Genomic DNA, 18745 nt, shown 5'->3' on the forward strand with positions numbered 1-18745 from the left:
TACTATTAATACAGGACAGATGTCTCGGAGGAAAAAATGAATCAAAGTCTATTTAAATCTATTTATAACTACACTTTTACACAAGAACTAACTTCATCCCTTATTGTATGTCCTTTCCAACCAAATGAATACATTCTAAAAGCAGGAGACCAGATAGACGGAATATATTTTTTACTGTCAGGAAGGTATATGGTATCAAGTTTAGAAGTGACTGGGAAAGAGTTACTATTAAGGTACTGCCAACAGCCCTCGATTATGGGCGATATTGAAATATTTACAGATTGTTTAATTGTATCTAACTGTATCGCTGTAGAGCCATGTGAAGTTTTAATTATTCCATTAGAAGTGTACGAAACTCATTTAAAATTTGATAGTAAATTTAATCAATTATTATTGAAAGAGTTAGCATATAAGCTCCTAACTTGCACAATTTCATCTAGAGTTAATGCGCTTTCTCCAGTAAATGTACGTTTAGCAGCTTATTTATGTACTGTTGAATCCCCAACACATGTCAATCAATACATAAAAACAAATTCTTTAGATGATGTTGCCTCATTAATTGGTACTACAAAAAGACATATAAATCGTATCCTAAAGGACTGGACAGAAAAAGGGATTATCATTCGAGAAGATAATGCGATAGAAATTTTGGATCGGGCTAAGATGAAAGAAATTTCTGAAAATGTACGCTTTGAATAAACATGGAAAAACAAAACTTCATAAACTAAATTCTGAGGTTTTTCTTTTCCTTTAATCCTCTCTACTTGGTCACTTCGATTTAGAAGTGATCATTTTTATGTCTATGTTTGACAAAATAAATAGTAGTTATACGTGAAATCAAGGAACGATTATAGTACTTTCGCACTTTGTTGCGCTATGGCTTTTTCATTTATAAACAAAATAAAATCTACAAAAGCTTAATTCTTCAAAACCAATCTATTCCAAATTCTTCTAGTCTAATTCTTTTTTTTGCTTTTTCAACAGTATTTCTATCACTTTTTACTTTTATAAAACTCCATTTTAATTGCTTTAAGGTATTCAAAAACCTATTTTTTCGTAAAAAAATTTATTTAATTCTCTTTTTATAGACTAAGCGCCAATCACCTTCCCATTCTAATTCATAAAATATAGTAAAAATAAGATATTTTTTTTTGAAAATCTTTCTTTATAAAAAATGCCTATAACTTACGGGGTCAAAAACATATGAAAAAGGGAGGTGAAAAAATAATGGGAAAATTGGACCCGCAAAAATTGATTTGTGACAGTTGTTGTGAAAATAATCGAATTTTTTGGCCCCGTATGAAAGCTATTGATGTAGGTTCTATTCAACCTCCTCCAGTTGTTATCCCTGAAGGAACTATTATTCCAATAATAAATAGATATTTTTATATTGTGACAGATGATATTGATTTAACAAATGGAACAACTCTTCCTGCTAATTTATTTACAGATGATACTGGCGATCCAGTAACAGAATTCAAGCTTTTTAATCCCAATGGATATGTCAATCTTTACATCAATGCTGTGATGCAAGAAGGCGGTGCTTATAAAGTAACCCCGGATTCATTAATCCTTAAGCCATTTAATACAACTATTTTTGCCGGAACTCCAATCATTATTGAATCATTGGGTTTCCAACAAATGTGATAGGAGAATCTGCTAAATTATTCTTTTTCCCTTGAAAGGAGGTGAAAAAAATGGCACTTTCAATTATTAATATTCATGTAAACGTTAATGGTACTTCCACAAGATTTTTTGATGTGTTAGCAGCAGATTTAACAGTTGCTGACGGTACTACAATCCCCGCAACTGCCTTTCTAAATGATAGTGGAACTGCTGCGACTGCTTTTCCAGTAGTAACACACGGCTACTATAATTTCTATATAAACGGTGTATTACAAGAAGGTGGATCGTATACAATTTCTGCAACAGAGTTAACTTTTAACGGTGTTACTGGCACAATCTCAGCCGGAACTCCATTAGTAGTAGAAGCTGTAGAATTAGTTACACAAACTTAATGATTAATTTTTAACTAATCGCCTGTTGAAAATGTCTAGCCTTTCTTCTACCTTTTGTACAAGGGTCACTTTATTTCAGGTGACCCTTTATTTTTAATTTCCTGCCAAAGCTCCGATTTGAAAATAGTTATGAAAAAGCTGTTCATATAGAGATAATCCTCTAAAAAACTACACTTCAACTTCAAGCCTATTCAAGAGTGAATGTTTTTCATCTGTACTGCCCAAATTCACAATATTTTAATGTTTAAATTTCAACACAAAAACTGTACCTCTTGCTCCCGATTGGACACTAATGGCTCCATCATGCAAATCAATTAACTGTTTAGTAATAGCCAACCCTAATCCTGTACCCGTTGTATCGTCTGTAGTATTTGTCCCTCGATAATATCGCTCAAAGAGGTTATCAAGCTCCTTCTGAGGGATTCCAGGACCTTTATCAGCAATGGTCAGCATAATTTCATTACCGATATTTTTCGCTTCTACACTTACCTTTGTACCATCAGGCGTATATTTTTTAGCATTAGTTATTAAATTGTCTAAAATGCGCTTTAATAAAAGCTCGTCTGCTTCGAGCTTAACATCCCCATAAACCTTTACAGACACCTGCTCATCTTCATATTGAGGTAACCATATGTTGAGTGGTAATAACACTTTTTCAAGCTGGATCGCTTTATTTTTTAATTGGTACGTATAGGTTAAATCTTGTATAAGAGCATCCATGTACGTCGCCTTCTCCTGCATTGTAGTTGCAAAGTCGCGCATTTCTTCATTTGTCCACTCATAATCTTTAGAAGCAAGCATGGTTGAATAACCATATATAGAGCTTAACGGTGTCTTTAAATCATGTGATAAGCCTGTTATCCATTCTTCACGTAATTGCTCTGCATGCTTAATTTGCCGTTCATTAGAGTCAAGACGTTCCGATAAGTGATTGAGAGATTCATCAACTGGCTTAAATAACTTAAATTTCCTTTTTAATTTACCTGTCTTTCGGTGATGTACCTTCTTATCTCTTACTTCACTGTAATCAAACTGTGTAAGTCGCTCTATTCGAGATAGTATATACACAAGCGGACGAACAAATTGACGAGAAATGCTAATTGATAAAAAGAATACCCCTATTAACATGATAATACTTTCACCAAAGAAGCTGAAAATAAATAAAAACATTGCATTTTTAAAAGGATCTTCCAAAGGCTTGTATGACGGATTTGGCATCCGTACAACTAGTGTCGAGCCATCCTCCAAAGCAGCATTCTCTATAAACTCTTTATGTTCAAAAATATCATATTTCTCTTCTAGCAATTGAGGCTTATGTAGCTTTTTATAACGCTCTCCAATGATCTCTATCCTATCCCATTGCTCATTATAGATTTCAACAGATGCCTTATTGTCTTGTAAATGCTGGAGTACCACATTTGAAATTCCCCCTGTAGCTTTCCAATTTTGCAGTGCCTCCTCAAAAAGTGGTTGGACAGATGATATAGGTAGAAATAACAAATAATATTTAGGAATCTCCCATGTGTGCATCCCCGGGCGTTGAAGAGTCATTATTTCGTTATCTGTCATTCCACATAGTTCACATGAATCTCCTGTGTAATCAACAATATCCATCGATTCATTGAACAAATATAATTGCCCTGCATTCTCTTCAGCTCGCTTCACTAAATAATCAGCAAGCTTAATGGATTTGCCTTTTTCTATGACAGCATTATCTTCAATTTCAGAAGAAGTCATTGTATGAATATTGTCACCCATATGACCAATGAGAGATTGAAAGAAAAACACCAAACAAATAATAAAGCCTGAAATGATTAGTAAATAAAAAATGCTGAAATAAGACACAAAACGAAGCGTTAATCTCCTAGCTGGCTTCATGAAAGAACATCTCCAACAAGTTTATAACCAATACCCCTTACAGTTATAATGTAAGTTGGTTTACCTGGATTCTTTTCAATTTTTTCACGTAGTTTTCGAATATGTACCATCACAGTATTATCATCAAACAAACAATCACCCCATACACGCTCATAAATTTGCTCCTTCGATAATACTTGCCCTGCATTTTCACATAAATACTTCAGTAAGTGAAATAATCGCCCACTAATAATTTCCTTTGTACCATCTACCGTTATCTCTGCTGCATCCATATCAAATGTAAACCCATCACATGTGAATACATGGCTTTTTGACCCAATCTTTTTCTTCATATATCTTGTAAGCTGTACCTTCACCCTCGCAACGAGCTCAAGTGGATTAAATGGCTTCGTAATATAATCGTCTGCACCGTTCATAAAACCGCGAAGCTTATCTGCATCACTACCTTTTGCCGTTAAAAAGAATATAGGCGCTTCACTATGCTCACGAATCATATTCGCCATATCCAGCCCACTCCCATCAGGAAGCATAATATCTAATAGATAAAAATCAAAAACCTTTGCTTTAATTTTATTTTTTGCTTCTTGAACAGTACAGCAAAGTGTAATGTCTAAAAACCCCTCTTTTCTTAATATAATTTCAATCATTTCCGCAATTGCACGTTCGTCCTCTAACACTAAAATTGACGCATCTTGCATACTATCACCTTCTTTTAAGATTAATTTAAAGTAGTCATAATTTCACAATAAGCTTTACCAACCACTATGTATAAGATAACCAATTAAGGAGATTAAACGCAATCAAAAAACGTGTTTCCTTTATTCATACAATACGTGGGTTCGGCCCTTAATAGCTAGTGCTTGTACTCTACATGATAAATGAATATACAACAAAAGCCTCATAAAACAGTGATCTTTTCATCATAAAAAGTCGTATCCCTCTTATAAAACTTTATAACTTTTTATTCAGTTTTTAAGACTTTATTAAGATGCTCATTATCTTCCTATAAGGTTATGCCCATATACTTACACTATATTAAATAGTAAGGTTACATGTTTAGAAATAAAACGAGTTTCTATTATTGATTTATGCAAGGATTTAGTTCACTTAGGATATTACTTGCGAATTTACTTATTGGAAACATAGAAAAGTATATAGGTTGAAATGTGTACCGCGCTAAAAAAGCGAGGTCCATTTGAGCAGATTTTACATTTGTGGACGCACAGAAGGAGGGTAACAGAATGCTGACGTTTATCTATGAAGTATTTGTCTTTTCAATTACTAACTTAATATTTGATAGCTTTGACAAAATAAAAAGAAAAAAGAAATAGCCCTCTTAGCTAAGGTTTCCGACTCAACTAGAAAGACTCCAATGAAGTTGTACATCGAAGAGGTGCTTTGGTCTAATAGCAAAATAATGAATTGGGAGGTTACATTTTTGGGAATAAAACGAGTTTCTTTTATTGATTGTATGCGAGGATTTAGTTTACTTGGGATATTACTCGCGAATTTGCTTATTTTTCAATTTGGAATTATAGGAAAGGATGAAGTAAGGGGTTTATCACAGCTTGATCAAGGTGCACTGTACTTCTTGAAAGTTTTTGTTGTAGACTCATTTATGCCGATTTTCACATTGCTTTTCGGCTTTTCACTTATGAAACTAGTAGAATCTGTACACCGAAAAGGTAGAAAAAGTAGATGGGTAATTCTTCGTCGGAGTATTGGTCTTATTGCATTAGGTTGGCTACATTCAGTAATTTGGGAAGGTGATATTTTAGTAATTTATGGTGTAACGATCCCTTTATTAATTCTTTTTATCAATCGAAAAGCAAAAACTACATTTATTTGGGCAGGGATACTGTTTGTTACTTCTACTGTGCTGTTGTATGGACCAAGTGAGGTCTCAATGAAGCAACAGCAAAGGATTGATACTTATATTGAAAAAGAAAGTCATACATATGTAAATGGTACTTTTGCAGAAACATATGATTTTCGTAAACATGCTGAAATGCCAGGAATGGAAGATCCTTTAGTTTATATGGCCAAAGTGATATTTGGACTAGTTTTACATTTACCATTATTTTTAGTAGGGATGGGTCTAGCCAAAATACGTGCATTTGAACATATGGAGCAGGAGAAAAAGTGGTATATGCTAGGGGCACTTCTTGTACCAATTGGACTGTTGTGCAAGTCTCTAGGACTAATGGAAAATAGTTTTTCTCCTATGTTTTCGATGGGCGGCGCTATGTTATTATCGTTAGGGTATGTATGTTTAGCTGCCTTACTGTATAAATTTTGGCATACCTCTATTATTTCACAGGTCTTTGAATATGTTGGTAAACTATCGCTAACAAATTATTTAATGCAATCCATTATTTGTACGACTATCTTTTATGGCTATGGCTTAGGGTTGTATGGAAAACTTGGTGTCTTTAATGGCATTTTGTTAGGCCTTATTGTATATAGTTTGCAATGTGTAGCGAGCTTTTTCTACTTGAAAAAAAATAAACGAGGTCCATTTGAACAGAATTTACATATGTGGACGCACTGGTCATACCCCAATCATCTAAAGCAAAAAAAGCAAGCTCAAAAAGTCGTTTGTTAGATATGAACAAAGAACCTAAGAAAAGAATTGCCATTTTATAATTTTTTAGAGCGATGTTTTAATCGCTCTTTTTTCATTTAATCCCTATCTAGTGATTCCGGATTTATGCAAACTATTGGTAACTAATTACTAGAGGCTTCACACGGTATTGCCAACGATCTCGGTGTGGGCCTAGCTGCTGTAGTTCCATTAACAAAGGGAATTGCAGTCGTCACTTTAGCAGTCGTTGGCGCCATTACAGGCATAGACGATTCTGGCTTCTCAAATATTTCCTTAGCAGATTCCGTCGGTAGTTTGTTTGGCAATGCATTGGTGGTGGTACTGCTACTTTAACAGCTTTAGGACAAATAACAGCGATCTTTGTAGGAGAAGGAACATTAATTCCACGGGCTTTAATCCCTGCTGCTATTTGTAATGTTAGCCCCTTCGAACTTGCATGGCGTAATTTATTACTAGTGGCGATTGGCCTTGTGAATACAACTATTGTGGCTGTATTTTTAATAAAACATTGTAAAAGTAATGAACTCTTTAGTGGTTCTTTTCTACACAATTATAATGGTATAATTTAACTATACAAATTAGAAAGGTAGATGAGTTCAATGAAAGTTTCCTATTGGCGCGGAGCAAAAATTCGGTTAAGAGCGCCTAAGTCTGAAGACATTCATATATTTGAAAATTTAGATGATGACATACTTAAAAACCTTGATTCAATCGCTTTCCCCCGGACAAATCAGCAAATTGAAGAATGGATAAATGAAATATCACAAGGGGCATCTACTGACAGTGATGATTTTTACTGGATTGCAGAGGATGCTTCAAACAATGTCGTGGGGACAATTGAGGTTTCTGGTTGTGATGGAAAGAATGGGACATTTGACTATGCTATAACGGTATTTCCCCCACATAGAGGAAAAGGGCATGCAAAAGATATGATTTTAACGATTTTAAAGCATTATTTCTTTGAACTTCGCTATCAGAAAGCAACAATTTGTGTTTACTCCTTTAATGCATCTTCTATAGCTCTACATAAAAAACTGCGATTTGTTGAAGAAGGCCGATTAAGAAATATGATTTATACAAATGGTACCTTTTATGACGAGATCTATTTTGGAATGACCAAGGATGAGTTTACTAAAATTCACTCTAATTAGTAAGAGATGGCTTCTGTTCATTGCAGAAGTCATCTCTTTTTTTTAAGGCTCAATATAAAATTTTCTTCTATTCTCATGAAACAGCTGCTGTAATTGATATTCGCTAATACCTAAAACATAAGCTTCACACATTATTTGTTCAACCTTTATAGAAATTTGTTGAAGGCTAACACTCTTTGCTTCAGCAGGCTTATTAACAGTTGCTTTTGAGTTAGGTTTTATAGCGATTATTCCTTTCTTCTGAAGCTCCTTGTAGCTTTTATGAACGGTATGAAGATTAAGGTTTGTTTCGGCTGCTAAATCACGAATTGAGGGCAATGGATCACCATTTTCGCAAATTTCCCCTATGGCTATTTCAAAAAGTAGTTGCTGGGTTAACTGTTGATAAATAGGAATTTTACTCATTGGATCTATTTTTATATTCAATTGTTCACGTTTCCTTTCATATGGCTTATCGCTAAAAGTTGATGTCATTTGTGAAAACGTATATCATGCAAATAAGTTGGTTTGGTAGTGGATGTGCGACTCCTTGGGAATCAGGTCAAAGATGAAACCCTGAAGTACATGTTGTTGGTCACTCAGGTGTTTTCATAGGATGTGAAGTTCATAGCCCGAATCCCTCTATTTTATTTCACTCTTGCTACCCAAACACTTTTCTGAAAGAAGTTAAAATTTCTTTTTCGCAATAAAACTTTGCATAGTAACAGTCATCAATAAAACGAGCAGCAGTGTTCCTATAATATGGAGGCCATACCAAGTTTCCACATCACCCGACATTAGAATATTTGTTGCATACATACTATTACTAGCAGGATTAACAATGTCTATTAATGGATGTAGCCCAGCGATAAAACGACATATTAATAGACTAACAATACTTATTAGTGCAATAAATGCAGTACTTTTAAAAAATGTACTCATCATCGCAACAAACGTAATGATAAATAACAACCAAACACAATAAAATACTAATGCCCATAAAGCTTGTGTCAAAGGAACAGTAGTAAATAAGTACGCTGAATAGCCATAGGACACTGCATAGCCAAGAGCTATACAGATAACAGCCAATATATAATGGATGATGATTTTACTTTTTAAATAAGAAGCTATCGATACTGGCCTTGTTAGGATAAATGCCATCATGCCATTTGCTTTCTCTCCTTGGATAATACTCATAGTAGCAATGACCAGAATAATAATGCCTAGCTGATCAAACTGTGAATTTAATGTTGAGGCAAGTACCTCCTGTCCCACAGGCTTTGCCATCGTAGGATCAATTGTGATACCTTGAACACCACCAGCCGATTGTAAAATAACAGGTAAATAATACATCATAATCGGCTGAGTTAGCCCTAGTAAAATAAATACGATTGGGAGCCACAATATTTTAAACTCCCTTGCCATTTGCTGTACTTCTTTTTTGCTTAATGCAATAAAAGCATTCATTCATTTACACCACCAATTCTAAAAATATTTCTTCTAGATTGTCTTGAATACCCACTTCAAATTTAGTAATCATCACTTTTGAATCCAGTCCGTGCTGTATTAATCGATTAGCATCTGTTTCCAAATTTTCAACGTGGATTTTGAAGCCATTTTCACAGCTTTCGATTTTCTGCACATAAGATAATTGTTCAAGCATTGTTAACCACTGAAAATCTACCTTGCGAATCATTAAAAAGATAACTGATTCTTGATGGCGCTCAAGTAACTCTGATTTTGTAGCATCTTCTATTTTGTGACCATTTTTAATCATTATAAAGCGCTCACAAATTTCCTCCGCATCGCTCAATATGTGCGTTGATATTAAAACTGTCGTTTCTTTTTTTATCTCTTTTAATAAATTTAACACTTCTCTTCTTCCTATTGGATCTAGCGCTGATACCGGTTCATCCATAATCATTAAAGCCGGCTTATGCAACAATGCTTGTGCAATGCCGAGACGTTGCTTCATACCACCTGAAAATGTCCCGACATGAATATGTGCTTCTTTCCCTAAGCCTACCTTTTCTAAAAGTAATGGAATTTCTTTCTGCAATTCATTTTTTGATATGCCTGAAAGTGTTCCCATAAAGGACAATGTTTCAAATGCTGTCATCCATGAGAAAAAATTAGGAAACTGAGGTAAATAACCAATTTGATTTCTCATAGATGAAATCTTTTGACCATCAAGAAGAATTTCACCTTTGTCTGCATTCAGCATGTCTGCAATGATTTGAATTAACGTGGATTTCCCCGCTCCATTTGGTCCAATTAATCCAACACACTCATTGGAATCAATGACCATTGAAAAATCATTCACGGCTGTTTTTTGTTTAAACTTTTTCGTAATATTTTTAATCTCTAAGCGCACGTTTATTTACATCCTTTCTACCAATAATGAAATATAGAACAGAACCAATTGAGTTACAGAACAAAATAATAATTGTCCACATCAGTATGTTTTCTCGCGTATCTCTGTGCCGATATAAATCGAATAAAGCAACAATGATTAGAACAAATCCTACGAATAAAAATGGCAGAATGATTGGAAGTATACTTGCCCAATCCAATTGGCTTAAATCATCAAAACCATAGTGTAATTTCATTTCTAAAACCCCCAATTCATTATCGTTATCAATAATGATAACAGAAGATGTAAATAATTTCATTACCTTTCTACTGTACATCTGTAAAAAAAATATATAGTATATTTATTGATAATGTTCTCATATTGATAACATTTGATTGCTTCCCTTGATTCCATTTGATAGGAGGATCGTTTTTATGCGGAATAAAGCAGAGGTTTTAATGCACCCTGTGAGAATGAAAATTTTACAAGCTCTAATGCACGATAAAGAAGAAGGCTTAAGCACTTTGGAGATGATTTCTATTATAAAGGATGTACCTCAAGCTACTTTGTATCGTCACATCCAAATTTTAATGGATGAAAACATCATAAAAATTGTGAAAGAGCGAAAAGTACGTTCTGTCACAGAAAAATTTTATGCATTAAATGAAGGAGCAGAAAAACTTAGTCAGGAGGATTGGACACGACTAACAATCAAGCAAAAATTAAATTATGTTTCTAACTATCAATTAGCTTTACTATCTCAATATCAAAATTATTTAAATTTACTTGATGAAGAAGAAAGACTTGCAGATTTAGCAACTTTCTCATTTATCGATTTGACATTAACGACTAATCAATTTATGAGTTTTGAAAATGAATTAAACGATCTAATAATTAAATACTATAATATGGCCGACTCAAGCAAAGAGACTGAGACAAAAACAATTGCTATAAATATTATTCCAAAACCTTAAGTAATATTTTTACGTAAAGAAATGGAGAAGATTTATGAAAAGAAGAAAGACAGTTGAAAACACACGAAAATTTATCATGATTATAGTTGGCGCCATCATCGCAGCATATGGACTAGAAGCGGTATTAATACCGAACGATGTCATTGATGGTGGCGTGACAGGTATTAGTATTATGGGAGCACACCTCTTTGATATTCCATTAGGCGTACTGCTCTTTGTATTAAATATTCCTTTTATTTGGATTGGCTACAAACAAGTAGGTAAAACTTTTGCATTGATGAGTTGTACTGGGATAGCAGCTCTTTCTATTTCCACAGTTCTTATGCATGATGTTAAAACAATTTTAGGTCCAAATGATCCGTTATTAATTGTTTTATCTGGTGGTATGCTACTAGGTGTTGGGATTGGGATTGTTTTACGTAACGGTGGGGCGTTAGATGGCTCTGAGGTTTTAGCCGTGTTGCTATCACGTAAAATTCCGTTTTCAGTCGGGGATATTATATTATTTATTAATGCCTTTATTTTCTTAGGGGCAAGCTTTATTTTTGGCTTAGAGAGCGCATTATACTCAGCTTTAACGTACTATATTGCGAAAAACGTTATCGATATTATTCAAGTAGGTTTAGAAAAATCAAAAGATGTTCGTGTTGTCAGTGCAAAATCAGAAGAAATTGGGGATGCGATACAAGCTCGTTTAGGACGTGGTGTTACATATACAAAAGGGCGTGGCGGTTTTTCTAATGAACCAACGGATATATTAAACTGTGTCATTAACCGTATGGAAGAAAATAAACTTGTGTCGATTATTAAAGATATCGATGAAAGTGCCTTTGTAGTTATTTCTGATGTATCAGAGGTACGTGGTGGTAACTTCAAAAAACGTGATATCCACTAAACAAAAGGTAAGAAAGTAAGTCGTTCATAAACTGCATCCCCATTGTTACATATCTAACAATGGGGATGCAGTTTTTTATGACTAAATATACAAGTGAACTTAAACAGGTATTACATTTTTTTCATTACGGGAGATTGCTAAATTTTGGCAAGGAGTTCGCTAAATTTTAGCTTTTCTTCTCCATGACACTAATTCCAATGCCCATAAATACGACTGTCATAAATAATAGTAGGCTTAAAGGTTGTAATAACTCTACATAAGAACTATCATTAATCGTCACACCTTTTAAAATCTCTAAACCATATGTGATTGGCGAAATATAAGATAGAGCTAAAATTACTTTAGAAGTAACGATTTCTAATGGCCAGTAAGCGCCACCTAGCATCGCAAATGGTACTGCAAGAAACGCCATCACTGTATTAAATATACTAGGTGTATTCGTAATTGAGGCGATAAATATGGATAGTGCAACGATACACAATAGATACGGTATGACTGCGATTAAACTTGCTACAAACCCTCCGTAAAACTCTACACCAACCCCAAAATAAAAAATGCAAAATACTAATACGATTTGAAGATAGCCTATTAAAAACGCATAAGCTAGATTGGCGGCATATACTTTCCATTTACTAATATTTGAAACCGTTAAACGATTCCAAATACCATTTCTACGCTCCATGACGATATGATTGACACCGTTGGATACCGTATAAATAACCATAAACAGTGCAAAGCCAAATAGAGTGTGAAGTCCAGAGTCCCATTTAAATCCTTTTTCATTGGCAAAGTTTGCATACTGAATATCAAATGATGGAGCTGTTTTCGCTACTGCGATCGCACTTGTTACCTCATCCTGCAAATCTGTAGGAAAAGCTTTTATCATCGCATCATTTTGAACCACCTGACTATAAATTCGGTCTAGTTCATGCTGAACCAATTTGGAATTCATAAAATCAACAGCCACCAGTAACTTATAGCCGGCTTCCTGTAATAAAATTGCTACATCGACTTTACCCGTTTCAACTAAATCTGTTGCTTCATCCTCACTATAAATCGTAAATTCGTAATTTTTATTACTTTCTAACTCAGTCAATACTTGCTTTGTCATTTCCTCACTTAAAGTCGAATGGACTGCAATCGGCTGCTTTATTTGTTGTCCTTGCCCTATCAAATACGCATAAAGACATATAATAATAGTAGTTAAGATTAATGAACTAGGCTTTCTTTTTAATAATAAAAATTTTGTCTTGAGTATATTTATCATGCAATACCACCTCTTCTCGGGAACAATAAAAAGGCGGTTGTTGTACAAACCACTGCTACAGCCGTTAATATCCATAAATAAGATGAAATCTGGCCAAGCCCTCCACCTTGCTGTATCGTTAAATAACTTTGTAAGGCTGCTCCATTCGGTGTCCAGCTCCCAATTTTCGCAAGAGTTGGTGCAAAGGTACTTAAATTAAAAAAGCTACCACCAAATAAAGCTAAAATTGATACGATAACTGAACCAAACACATTAGAAAACTCTGCCGAATTAAAGCGGTAGTTAGCCGCTGATAGTAATGCAGCAATACTCCCAACAACAATTGCCAGCATCAATGTCACGAGTAAATGTAAAGGCAATTGTACAAATGAAATATCAAGCATAAGATAGACAACTACAAATACAATGGACACTTGAATGAATGACAAAATAACAGTTGAAACAATAACCGCTAATAAATAAATGATCGGATGGATATTTGCTAGTAAAATACGATCAAAAATATGCATATGCTTTTCTAAAAATGCTTGACTGGCGATTGTCCCTGCTATATATAAAATAAACATGACAGTCATACTAAACGTATAATATACACTCGTTGAGACGGGCTCCTGTTGATTCACTGTCTGAACGGTAGATGAAATATCTGCTTTTGGTAATATAACATCCCGCGTTAATAACCCTTTTGAACTAAGCTCTGCCATAAGCGAATATTGATATTGAAATGACTTTAAAATATTTTGTACAATCGTTGAAGCAATTTCTTTCTGTTCGTTTAAATACACATGTAAGGCTGGAATATCTCCTTTCGCGAAAAGTGATGTATAAAATTGCTTTGTAAATCCAGCTGGTATTTCAAGTATTACATCGTACTCTCCTTCTTTTTTAAGCACATCCATATCACTTGAAGCAAGCTGAGAGACAGTAATAAATTGTCGCATATCCTCCTGCTCTAGCAATTGCAAGAGCATAGAAATGGATAGCAGTTGTTTAAGGCTTTCCCGTGAATGTACATCAGTCCTCAGCTCACCTTGTGATTCCTGCAAAAATGCCGCCAACTCTTGCTGCTCATCCTCATGTTGTACAATCGCAACCTTTACATCAATTGGACTATTATCCCCATCCATTAATGAGCCGATCGCAAAACTTATTATAGATATAAGGCCTATCGGCATTACTAGTAAAATCACCAACTCTTGAGGGTGACGCCACAATACTTTTAACTGTTTGCGAATAAGTGCTAAAAACATCACGGATCCCCCCTAATTCCTTAATGCTCTACCAGTTAAATGTAAAAACACATCTTCCAATGTCGGCTCTTTGACATGAAAACTTTTAAGAACTATGTCATGCTTCTCACATAAAGGTAATAACATCGGAAGGAAATTGGTATTTTTCGCTACACTAAAGGAAATATCCGCATCCTTTACTTGGAAATTAGATAAAAAGCCTTGTTTCATAAGCACATCAACAAAATCATTTGAATGCTTTTCTAGCTTTAAGACAATTGTTTTTTCTGAAGATAATATCGCCTTAATTTCTTCCTTTTTACCAGCTGCAATTATATGCCCTTTATCCATAATATAAATGCGATCACATAAATACTCGACTTCCTCCATGTAATGACTCGTATAAATAATCGCTGTATTGGCCTCTTTATTCAGCCTCTTCACAGTTTCTAAAATATACTTTCTCGATTGCGGGTCAATGCCAACTGTCGGCTCATCCATAATTAAATATTCAGGCTCATGAAGTAAGGCAACACCAATATTTAAACGTCTTTTCATCCCGCCAGAAAAATGTTTAACAAGTTTTTTCGGCTCATTTTCGAGTCCGATTTGCGCTAGTACTATACGAACCCGTTCCTGCAATTTCAGACGCGGTATTTTGTAGACATCCCCAAAAAACTCCAAATTTTCACGTGCTGTTAGTTCCTCATACAAGGCAATTTCTTGCGGTACAACCCCTAGTACTTTACGTAAGGAAGTTGGATTTTTTAAAATGCTTTTATGCTGTAATAAGACATCACCAGCTGTTGGTTGAATCAAAGTCGACATCATCGCAATTGTCGTTGATTTTCCAGCGCCATTCGGTCCAAGAAGACCAACAATTTCGCCAGGCTCAATGTAAAGGCTCACATCATCCACAGCGTTTACTTTTTTAAATGTTTTTGTTAGATTAACTACTTCAATCATTCAACGGCCCCCTTTCTCTAAAGAATAGCAGTTGCATATTGACTAGACGACTAGCTTCCGTCATAAAAGGCAGTGACTGAAGTCATTTTTTATACCGGACGAATAAGGTTTGCCAAATGAAATGCATTATGAATGCTTATATCATGCTTTACACAATTCCATTCCGTACAGCATAGATCGCTAACTGGGTCCGATCTCGTAGTGTAAGTTTCTGTAAAATATGTGTAAGATGATTTTTCACTGTACCAACCGATAAAAATAACGAATCCGCAATTTCTTTATTCGTTTTACCCTCCCCAATTAATTGAATAATCGTTAATTCACGCTCTGTTAGCGTAGAAAGCTGTGGTGTTGAGACTTTTGCAGTCGTTTGTTGCAACAACTTAGGCATTAGCTTGGCGGCAACATCTTCTTGAATAACCATGCCCCCATCTAATACACTATGAATGCTCGCTATTAGCTTTGCTGGTTCGGACGACTTGACAAGAAAGCCGCTTGCACCATCTTTTAATGTTTGGAAGGCATACTCTTCATCATCAAATGTTGTCAAAATCAGTATTTTTACATGTGGAAAATGACTGCGTATATGCTTTGTCGCCTCTATTCCACTCATCTCTGGCATGCGTATATCCATTAACACAAGATCGACATATACTTTCTCAAGTAATACTAAAGCATCCCGCCCATTGCTTGCTTCTGCCGTAATTTGCAATGTCTCATCTTGCTCAATCATCATTTTCAGACCATTTCGTACAATAGTTTGATCTTCCACTAGTAAAATTCGTTTTTTCATTCAAACTCTCCCCTTCATCGGAAAAGATCCATCAACTATAAATTGTTGCTCCGTTTTATGTATGCGTAACTCTCCGCCAATTTCCTGTATTCGTTCAGTCATATTTTTTAGCCCAAAACCATGAACAAGCGGTGTCTGTTTCATTGATTTGTTTTTAACTTGAAAGCTAATATGTTGTAATGAATCTTTCCCTAAAATGATGTCGACTTCCTTTGAATCACTATATTTCATCGCATTTGTTAAACATTCTTGTAAAACGCGATAAAGCACTATGCTTTGCTTATTGGAAATGGGTAATGACAGTACTCCCTTTTCAATAGTAAAACGAATATGTAAACGACTTTCCATCTCTAGCCTTCGAATTAAGTGTAGCACCGATGTAATGCCATATGCCTCGCTCGATTTTAATTGCCGAACCGCATACCTTGTTTCGTTTAAACTTTTACGCGCTAATTGCTTAATATCATCTAACGCGTCATGCCCATACTGAATAGATATCATCTCTGCTTGCATGAGTAATGCAGTTAAATTATGTCCTACCGAATCGTGTATATCACGTGCAATTTTTGTGCGCTCTTCTGCTCGTACAAGCTGATCTTGCTCAACGGATAGACGTTTTAATGCACGATATTGCCCTAATAATTCTTGGTACAAAATACTTTTTTCACTGTATGCTTGAATGTAATGACGCATCCCCAATGAACATACAGAAAGAGCAATCAGCATTAGCATCCCGTATAATGGCAGCCACCGCAACAGGACAAATATCATACCGATTACAGTCAAGATTCCTATAAGAAAATAATAAAACTTTGCCTGTAGTAGAAAAGCGCCCTCTATTATAAAGAAAGCCAAAATCGGCAATGCATACATTATATTAAGTGAAACAAATACACTACAAAATAATATAAGAACAATCGTTATGTAACTTATAACTCGCAACTTTTTCAAAAGAGGTGTGATGAAATATAAAGTTAAAATAACCGTACAGATGAAAAAAGCGGCTGTTAATGATGCATCCGTGTAATAAGTGTGAACTAGGAAAATCGTCATTAATAGCAATATACAACTATTGCGAAAGAGAAAATAGTTCATAGATTGACTCCATCCTATTCTATTATTTTCAACTTATTATACATCTTTTCAATTCCTTAAAATGTATTCACTTACAAATATCAATAAAAAAAACACTAGACATACCATAAATATGTCTAGCGTTTTTGAACATCCGTTCTCTTGTTCTCCAGCCTTACAGTTAAATCATTAAAGTCTTCGATTACATCTTCCATTGATAATTTTTTAACTAATACAATCCCCTTTTGAATAGATTTAGATGCTTCTTCAAGTTTATTTGCTTTGATTTGGGCATCTGCAAGGCAATACCAATAAAACCAGGCATCCATTTTTGAAATTTTTTCTTTATAAAACATTTGGATGATCGGATAGTAATTTGAATATAATTCTTCGTTATAGACCAACTTTTCACCATTCCATTTTAGTACATCCACTAAATAGCTATCACCAATATACATTTGCCAAACTGCTAGACCAACTTTTTGTACACCATTTACAAAGTCCATTTTATGATAAGGAACCTCAGCAATCTTTTCGAATGAGTTATTGATCCATTGGAACACTTCTAGATTGCTTCCCATCGCCGCTCCAATTGTCACACCAAATAAATATTCTTTTGTGCCATCACCAGTAATATCTACCAAACCAGAAAAATCCAAATCGACTCCTTGCGTTTTAGTTTCCCAAATCTTTCGCCAATCTGTATTGTGTTTTTTTAGCACTATTGATCCAAACTGAGAAGGGTAATCCTTTGCTTTAATTTTATAAGTGAATATTATTTCTTTCTGTCCATCGTGGTCAAAGTCATAAAATTGAATTGGCCGTGTGAAGAAAGAATTTTTAGGGCTTATAAGCGACGCATTCGATGGCATAAATCTACTTACAATTTTCTTTAAGTCTTCTTCCTGGTTCTCCTTAGCGTGAACAAATATTGGGCTAAAGCAAACTGCAAAAAGTAGCCATAATGTAAATAGCACCATTTTCTTCATCAAAATGTCCCCCTTTTACAGCCAAATAAAACATATAGTATTGACGTAATTAGAAAAGAAATTCTTCAATAAACTTGTAAGATGACGAAGTACAATCAATTGCGTTAAAATATTTTCTAAAGACGATTGATATATGCGTATCTGTCTTTGAGGGTTCTCTATCCATCATTTTGATCGTTCTATCCGTCACTTTGACGATTCTATCCGTCACTATTAACATCATGGTATAAAAAAGGAGACATAAATGGACTTATTTATCGCAAGTAATCGCCAATTACCTATCCGTTATTACGATAATGAAGCGATTTGGATTCGTCGCGGTTGTTTAAGTTTACATCAATTAACGCTGCCCTTTTTTGTAGAAGTAGAAATAAAAGACACACGTCATTTATTGAAAATTACAGAATATGTTCAAGAAGTCCAAAAACAATATAGCTATACAGAAATTCAAATTATTATTAAGGACAAAAATATTTTTCTGCACTTACAAAAGAGCCTCCCCCACTCTAATGCCAAACATATTCTCACTATTGAGCAACTAATTCACCCGTGAAAAAAGGTAGCATTGCACTAA

20 protein-coding genes and 1 pseudogene are annotated in these 18745 nt (G+C 34.7%); 9 read left to right on the forward strand and 12 right to left on the reverse strand.

Translation table 11 applies throughout. The features are described from left to right. Positions 1-36 precede the first annotated feature (36 nt). The 3 genes from ACIPKN_RS09040 to ACIPKN_RS09050 all read left to right on the forward strand — a co-directional run bounded on the left by ACIPKN_RS09040 (position 37) and on the right by ACIPKN_RS09050 (position 2018). Positions 37-699 carry a Crp/Fnr family transcriptional regulator gene (locus ACIPKN_RS09040; protein ID WP_400935268.1) on the forward strand — a complete coding sequence of 221 codons (663 nt, stop codon included), beginning with the start codon at positions 37-39 and terminating at the stop codon, positions 697-699. A gap of 504 nt (positions 700-1203) precedes the next feature. Next, positions 1204-1647 carry a DUF4183 domain-containing protein gene (locus ACIPKN_RS09045; RefSeq protein WP_255505097.1) on the forward strand — a complete coding sequence of 148 codons (444 nt, stop codon included), beginning with the start codon at positions 1204-1206 and terminating at the stop codon, positions 1645-1647. 50 nt (positions 1648-1697) lie between these two features. Further along, positions 1698-2018 (forward strand): DUF4183 domain-containing protein, encoded by a 321-nt coding sequence (locus ACIPKN_RS09050; RefSeq protein ID WP_142508441.1) that lies wholly within the window; start codon positions 1698-1700, stop codon positions 2016-2018. A gap of 237 nt (positions 2019-2255) precedes the next feature. Here ACIPKN_RS09050 and ACIPKN_RS09055 read toward each other — a convergent pair whose 3' ends face one another. Together ACIPKN_RS09055 and ACIPKN_RS09060 are read right to left on the reverse strand one after the other, a co-directional pair. After that, on the reverse strand, positions 2256-3896 hold the full coding sequence (locus ACIPKN_RS09055; RefSeq protein ID WP_400935272.1) for a sensor histidine kinase: 1641 nt from the start codon (positions 3894-3896) through the stop codon (positions 2256-2258). Continuing rightward, complete coding sequence (locus ACIPKN_RS09060) at positions 3893-4594, reverse strand: response regulator transcription factor (protein ID WP_142508444.1); 702 nt, start codon at positions 4592-4594, stop codon at positions 3893-3895. Before ACIPKN_RS09060 ends, ACIPKN_RS09055 begins: the two co-directional genes overlap by 4 nt. Before the next feature lie 740 nt (positions 4595-5334). On the opposite strand from ACIPKN_RS09060, the gene ACIPKN_RS09065 reads away from it, so the two are divergent. The 3 genes and pseudogenes from ACIPKN_RS09065 (at position 5335) to ACIPKN_RS09075 (ending at position 7652) form a co-directional block, all read left to right on the forward strand. After that, positions 5335-6501 carry a DUF418 domain-containing protein gene (locus ACIPKN_RS09065; RefSeq protein WP_400935275.1) on the forward strand — a complete coding sequence of 389 codons (1167 nt, stop codon included), beginning with the start codon at positions 5335-5337 and terminating at the stop codon, positions 6499-6501. A gap of 93 nt (positions 6502-6594) precedes the next feature. Further along, positions 6595-7070 (forward strand): annotated as a pseudogene (locus ACIPKN_RS09070) (hypothetical protein); the annotation flags it as partial. A 30-nt stretch (positions 7071-7100) separates the two neighbouring features. After that, complete coding sequence (locus tag ACIPKN_RS09075) at positions 7101-7652, forward strand: GNAT family N-acetyltransferase (protein WP_400935278.1); 552 nt, start codon at positions 7101-7103, stop codon at positions 7650-7652. A 42-nt stretch (positions 7653-7694) separates the two neighbouring features. On the opposite strand, the gene ACIPKN_RS09080 is transcribed toward ACIPKN_RS09075, so the two are convergent. The 4 genes from ACIPKN_RS09080 to ACIPKN_RS09095 all read right to left on the reverse strand — a co-directional run bounded on the left by ACIPKN_RS09080 (position 7695) and on the right by ACIPKN_RS09095 (position 10240). Further along, positions 7695-8078, reverse strand: coding sequence for a GntR family transcriptional regulator (locus ACIPKN_RS09080; RefSeq protein ID WP_400935281.1), 384 nt, complete (start codon positions 8076-8078; stop codon positions 7695-7697). Positions 8079-8318: 240 nt separating this feature from the next. Next, complete coding sequence (locus tag ACIPKN_RS09085) at positions 8319-9098, reverse strand: ABC transporter permease (protein WP_400935284.1); 780 nt, start codon at positions 9096-9098, stop codon at positions 8319-8321. A gap of 4 nt (positions 9099-9102) precedes the next feature. Then, positions 9103-10005, reverse strand: coding sequence for an ABC transporter ATP-binding protein (locus tag ACIPKN_RS09090; protein ID WP_400935287.1), 903 nt, complete (start codon positions 10003-10005; stop codon positions 9103-9105). Continuing rightward, entirely contained in the window at positions 9989-10240 is a 252-nt protein-coding gene (locus ACIPKN_RS09095) for a PLD nuclease N-terminal domain-containing protein (RefSeq protein WP_142508449.1), read from the reverse strand. Before ACIPKN_RS09095 ends, ACIPKN_RS09090 begins: the two co-directional genes overlap by 17 nt. Before the next feature lie 178 nt (positions 10241-10418). Between ACIPKN_RS09095 and ACIPKN_RS09100 the strand changes: the two genes are divergently transcribed. Next, positions 10419-10958 (forward strand): helix-turn-helix domain-containing protein, encoded by a 540-nt coding sequence (locus ACIPKN_RS09100; protein ID WP_400935290.1) that lies wholly within the window; start codon positions 10419-10421, stop codon positions 10956-10958. A 34-nt stretch (positions 10959-10992) separates the two neighbouring features. After that, positions 10993-11853, forward strand: coding sequence for a YitT family protein (locus tag ACIPKN_RS09105; RefSeq protein ID WP_400935293.1), 861 nt, complete (start codon positions 10993-10995; stop codon positions 11851-11853). A 166-nt stretch (positions 11854-12019) separates the two neighbouring features. On the opposite strand, the gene ACIPKN_RS09110 is transcribed toward ACIPKN_RS09105, so the two are convergent. From ACIPKN_RS09110 to ACIPKN_RS09135, 6 genes are all read right to left on the reverse strand, one after another. Next, positions 12020-13120 carry an ABC transporter permease gene (locus ACIPKN_RS09110; RefSeq protein WP_400935295.1) on the reverse strand — a complete coding sequence of 367 codons (1101 nt, stop codon included), beginning with the start codon at positions 13118-13120 and terminating at the stop codon, positions 12020-12022. Beyond that, on the reverse strand, positions 13117-14370 hold the full coding sequence (locus ACIPKN_RS09115; protein ID WP_400935298.1) for an ABC transporter permease: 1254 nt from the start codon (positions 14368-14370) through the stop codon (positions 13117-13119). Before ACIPKN_RS09115 ends, ACIPKN_RS09110 begins: the two co-directional genes overlap by 4 nt. A 12-nt stretch (positions 14371-14382) precedes the next feature. Beyond that, on the reverse strand, positions 14383-15315 hold the full coding sequence (locus tag ACIPKN_RS09120) for an ABC transporter ATP-binding protein (RefSeq protein WP_400935300.1): 933 nt from the start codon (positions 15313-15315) through the stop codon (positions 14383-14385). Positions 15316-15463: 148 nt separating this feature from the next. Continuing rightward, positions 15464-16108, reverse strand: a complete 645-nt coding sequence (locus ACIPKN_RS09125; protein WP_400935302.1) for a response regulator — start codon at positions 16106-16108, stop codon at positions 15464-15466. Beyond that, the gene (locus tag ACIPKN_RS09130) at positions 16109-17203 is read right to left on the reverse strand and encodes a sensor histidine kinase (RefSeq protein WP_400935305.1); all 1095 of its coding nucleotides are present in this window, start codon (positions 17201-17203) and stop codon (positions 16109-16111) included. It abuts the gene before it with no gap. 116 nt (positions 17204-17319) lie between these two features. Then, positions 17320-18171: a hypothetical protein gene (locus ACIPKN_RS09135; protein WP_400935308.1), complete on the reverse strand. Its 852-nt coding sequence runs from the start codon at positions 18169-18171 to the stop codon at positions 17320-17322. Between the two features lie 244 nt (positions 18172-18415). Between ACIPKN_RS09135 and ACIPKN_RS09140 the strand changes: the two genes are divergently transcribed. Beyond that, positions 18416-18724, forward strand: a complete 309-nt coding sequence (locus ACIPKN_RS09140) for a hypothetical protein (RefSeq protein ID WP_400935311.1) — start codon at positions 18416-18418, stop codon at positions 18722-18724. Positions 18725-18745: the final 21 nt, after the last annotated feature.

It is taken from the genome of Lysinibacillus sp. NPDC086135 (assembly GCF_044746345.1).
In the GTDB taxonomy this organism is placed as follows: Bacteria; Bacillota; Bacilli; order Bacillales_A; family Planococcaceae; genus Lysinibacillus.